Here is a 684-nt window from a genome sequence, read left to right as displayed (position 1 = left end):
CCCTGAGATCACATTCACGTTGTGCACGTTCTCCGCTCCCATTTCCACCAGCCGTCCGCGCATCACCGCGCATACCTCGTTCTCACGCACTCCCGGCTTGATCGCTTCCACAACGTCGTAATATGCTCCGTCCACCATCGCCGCCGAGATCTCCAACAGCTGGATTTCCTCGTGCGTCTTGATCTTCTGCGCCTCCTGCATCGTTGCCTGCCCGTCACGCACGTCCATTCCAAACTTCACCAGCGCCTGCATCATCGACACTGTCAGAAGGTCGATCCCGATCGGCGCTTCGTGAAGGTTCCACTCTTTGAGGATTTCGTACACCTCTCCGATCACCTTCTCATTCGACTTTAACAGCGGCGTCATGCTCCCGCGCATATCGTTTTTGCTCGGACGGATGTCCTTGATCCACGGGCACAGCATCTTCTTCGTCCCGATTGCGCTGCCGATCTCAAACAGGATTGGATCGTGCCCTTCGGCAAGAAGCGTATAACGGTTCAGCTTGTTGTTCACCCACTCTCCAAGCTTGGTGCTCGTCACATACCTCACGTTATCCGGATCGAACAACAGCACCGCTCCAAGCCCGTCCTTTTTCATCTGCTCCCGCGTTTTCTCCAGGCGGTCCTTCCTCAGCTTGTCGTAATCGATCCTCTGCTCATGGTCTACCGCCATTGTCCCTAATGT

1 protein-coding gene is annotated in these 684 nt (G+C 55.6%); it reads right to left on the bottom strand.

Annotated features, from left to right (window positions below; genetic code table 11):
* Nucleotides 1–684 (bottom strand): aminopeptidase P family N-terminal domain-containing protein (locus tag CHK_RS14145; RefSeq protein ID WP_046444725.1); only part of this gene is annotated, 684 nt, incomplete at both ends.

The organism is Christensenella hongkongensis (assembly GCF_000981035.1).
Lineage (GTDB): Bacteria > Bacillota > Clostridia > Christensenellales > Christensenellaceae > Christensenella > Christensenella hongkongensis.
This window is presented reverse-complemented; position numbering and strand designations above follow the sequence as displayed.